The 4,511-nt window shown below is 37.7% G+C and carries 1 protein-coding gene; it reads left to right on the forward strand.

What is annotated here, in order from left to right:
• The first annotated feature begins 356 nt into the window (after positions 1–356).
• Positions 357–4,376 carry a hypothetical protein gene (locus AB1414_16210; GenBank protein ID MEW6608964.1) on the forward strand — a complete coding sequence of 1,340 codons (4,020 nt, stop codon included), beginning with the start codon at positions 357–359 and terminating at the stop codon, positions 4,374–4,376.
• Positions 4,377–4,511: the final 135 nt, after the last annotated feature.

Here is a 4,511-nt window from a genome sequence, read left to right on the forward strand (position 1 = left end):
GGTCTTCCCATTGTTTTTTTCTTAATCGGTGTCCAATTTGTTGTTGACGATTCCTTAGTATTTTGCTATATTTTCCTTTAGATTTTTTATTCACTTGAAATGCCCTTTTTTTTGGTTGTTATGTTTTGTGATAAAATCATTTTAACCAATAGAATTGGGCATTTCAAGTCCTTTTTCGCTTTTATTTCAAAAAATTACGCTTGTGTAAGGGCTAGAAAGTTTCTTACAATAATTTATCGCACACTTAAAAATAATTGGGTGTTCGATGATTTTAATAAATTCAAATTAGCTGAAGCTATTTAAAAAATAAGTCTTCAGAGTAGAAAATAATTGACTTTTAACATAGGAGAAAATTAATGAAAAAAACAATAATAAAGTTTTTGTTAATTAATCTATATTTGTGTTCTATTATTTTTTTAATTCCTGATCTGGTACAAGCTAGGATAACTGGTGGAACTTGTGAAAGTTGTCATGATGCTCATAACCCAGGACCAAATCCATCTCATAGTGTGATAATGTCATCATGCGCATCATGCCATAGTTTTGGAGGCCCCCCACAATATACACCTACAGAATTTTGTAAAACGTGCCATCCATCCGGACATGGAGGAACACCGTCCGATACTACGCCTCCCGTTACCACGGCGAATTTAACCGGCACGTTAGGAGATAATGGTTGGTATATATCAGATGTTATAGTGGAGCTATCAGCGACTGATTCCCAATCAGGTGTAAAAGAAATCCACTATAGTGTAGATAATGAACCGGAGGTAATAGTAACAGGGAGCTTAACTTCTACTATTTTAACCTCCAATGGAATTCATAATATAACTTATTATGCAGTAGATACTGCCGGAAATCAGGAATCCAGTAAAAGTTTAACAGTTAATATTGACAAGAGTGACATAACGCCACCTGTTACCACAGCAAATTTAATTGGGACTTTGGGGGAAGATGATTGGTATGTATCAGATGTTACAGTGGAACTATCAGCGACCGATTCCCAATCAGGTGTCCAGGAAATTCACTATAGTGTAGATGGTGAACCTGAAGTAGTTTTTATACCTTCCCAGGGGGATTCTACCGTAGGTTTTTTTGATGAATATAGATTTGGGAACCCGGTTTCTTTAGGTTCTAATATTAACTCGCCATATATTGAGACACATCCTTCTCTCACAGCTGATGGGAATCATCTCTATTTTATGTCAAACCGCCCTGGTGGATATGGGTATGGGGATATTTATGTGTCACATAAGATTAATGGAGAATGGCAGCCAGCAGAAAATATTGGTTTTCCGATAAATACAATGGGCGACGAAGGCGAACCTGCTATTTCTCCTGATGGTAGGGTATTATATTTTACTTCAGGAGGTAGAGGATCTGATGATGTGCCATATCGCTGGACAAGAATTTGGAGATCAGAGAATATAAATGGAGTATGGCAAACTCCAACAGTACTACCAAGCAATGTTAATGTATCTTCTATCAATAACAACCTTAGTTTTATTACTCCTGATGGAAAGTGGCTTTATTATGCTGTTTTTGGAGTTGGATATGGTATGTGGGATGCATATCGTGCTGAAATATTAAACAATGGACAGAATTTTACAGTTGAGCATTTACCTTCTCCTATAAATACTGTAAACCGTGACGGCCCGGTTTATTTAAGTTCAGATGGTAAATATTTTATTTTCTGGTCTGACCGGACTGGTATTTTTCCACACTATGTTTCAGAAATAATAAATAGTGTTTATCAAGAGCCTGTACGGCTTGTTTATCCTTTTAGTGAGCCATATGCGATTGGAACGCTTACAGAAAATGAAAAAATTGCTTACCTGGTTTCTTTTGCATCTTCTGACTACCTGCATGCAGGAGATCCGGGTGATGACATTTTTTATGCTACTGTAAATAGGTCTTCTAATAAAGCTTCTTTTAATTTAACCACTGATGGAATTCACAATATCGCATATTATTCAATAGATAATGCAGGAAACCAAGAAACACTCAAAAACTTGATGGTTAAGATTAATAAGACTGTCCCTGACACAACGCCACCTGTTACCACAGCGAATTTAACTGGCACATTAGGAGATAATGGTTGGTATACATCAGATGTTACAGTAGATCTGTCAGCAACTGATTCCGAATCAGGTGTCCAAGAAATTCACTACATTGTAGATGGTGAGCCCGAGGTAATAGTAACGGAAAGTTTGGCATCTATGAGTTTTACTTCCAATGGAGTTCATAATATAATTTATTATGCAATAGATAACGCCGGAATTCAGGAATCAAATAAAAACTTAACAGTCAATATTGATAAGGAAATGCCTGTTACCACGGCGAATTTAACCGGCACTTTGACAGAAAATAATTGGTATGTATCAGATGTTAAAGTGGAATTGTCAGCGGCTGATTCTGAATCAGGTATAAAAGAAATTCACTATAGTGTAGATGGAGAACCGGAAGTAATTTTTATACCTTCAATGCCGGAGACAGTTACTACATTTTATGCAATTACGCCGGCAGGGGGTGCAAATACTCTTATAGGTTTCCAACTTGATTCCATTAATAACGGAATAATTGAAATTACCAAAAATATTCCGCTTACTCTTGATGGATATCCACCTAATATATTTACAAATTCACTTTCATTCAGCCCTCTAACAGGAGAGTTATATGCATGGAGTTCAAGAAGTACAATTCCTACTCCTGCAACCGGCCCATTTACAGGACAGCTTTATAAAATAGACAGGTTTACCGGCGCGATTAATTTGATAGGAGCCGGTGGTGAACCCTATTGGATGAATGGGCTTGCCTTTGATTCTAATGGGAAACTTTATGGAATCGAGAATAATTTATATGTTATTGACACGACTACGGGAGCGAGGGTCAAAGTCAGCGAGAATCCGATTGGAAACGGGCATCGTGGATTAGCTTACAATTTTGTTTATAACGAGTTATATGCATGGACAGGTGGAGAAGGTATACCTGACCAGATTCTCAAAATAGACACGACTAACGGAACAACCACTAATGTTCCTATAGATTTTAACCTTAATATGTGGAGTGTCGGGACGGAATTTGATCCGGTTACAGGTAAGCTTATAGGTTTAAGGAATGGCAATCTGGTTTATAGCGTGGATATAAATACAGGCCATGGTACGTATCTGGGAAAGCTTCATTGGGACATGCCTGATGAAATTATATCCAATTGCCTTAGTGTATTACAAACTTATGGTGGAACAGAAGCCGGGGCGATTACTTTAACTACTGATGGGGTTCATAATGTTACTTATTATGCTGTAGATAATGCCGGTAATGTGGAATCTACAAAATCACTTGTGATTAACATTGACAAAGCTCCACCAACTATAACAGTTTCTGTCTCGCCTGAACCAAATTCGGATGGATGGAATAACACAGATGTGATTGTTTCCTTTGCTGCCCAGGATGACCTGTCAGGAGTATCGACTGTTACTGAACCTATTAATGTAACTACCGAAGGAGCAAGTCAAACCATTAGGGGAGAGGCAACAGATTTAGCAGGAAACAGTGCAAGTGTAGCGGTCACTTTAAACATTGACAAAACACCGCCAACGATAACAGCAACACGTTCAGTAGAACCGAACACAAATGGATGGAACAACATCGATGTGACAGTAACATTCAGCGGTGAAGATACATTGGCAGGTATTGGTTTTCTGACTTCACCTATTACTGTCATGGCTGAAGGAGCAAGCCAGACTGTAACAGGACAAGCAATAGATTTGGCGGGTAACAGTGCAACTACATCTCTTACACTGAACATAGACAAAACTCCTCCGGTAGTAAATGCAGGTGCAGATACTACATTTATTGAGACTGAAACCGTAGTTTTAACACCGACAGCAACTGATAATCTGGACCCAAATCCAGCAATAACCAGTGATGCACCGGGTATATATCCTCTCGGTAATACAACTGTTACAGTAACTGCAACAGACCATGCAGGTAATGTTGGTTCTGATTCATTGGTTGTAACTATTATAACTGCAGAAACTGCAAGCGAGGAACTAAAGGCAATGATTAATGCATTAAATAGTTCTGCATTTGTAAATAATGCCAATAATCGTAAGAATGCATTATCCAACAAGATAAACGCATTGATTAACATCATAGGTGCTGCAAAAGCCGCATCAGATCCAGGTTCACAGGATGCATTATTTAGCGAAGCCGTTTCTAAATTGCAAAATGACATACAAGCGAAAATGAATGGTTGTATCACCAATGGCAGTTTTGACAACAATGATTGGATTACTGATTGTTCAGCTCAAGATCAACTAAATGTTTTGATTGACAGAATATTAACGAGTTTAAATAATCTTCGAAATGCATAAGGGAGGAAACGAAAATGACTAAAAGAAGCTTAGCGATATCAGCTCTTTGTATATTCCTGGTAATAGGCAATGTATATGCAGGAGTATATGATTCATTGGTTAATGTAAAAACAGTGATAGAAAATGTATCTGTAT

The sequence above is a fragment of the bacterium genome, from assembly GCA_040755795.1.
Taxonomy (GTDB): Bacteria; UBA9089; CG2-30-40-21; order CG2-30-40-21; family SBAY01; genus JBFLXS01.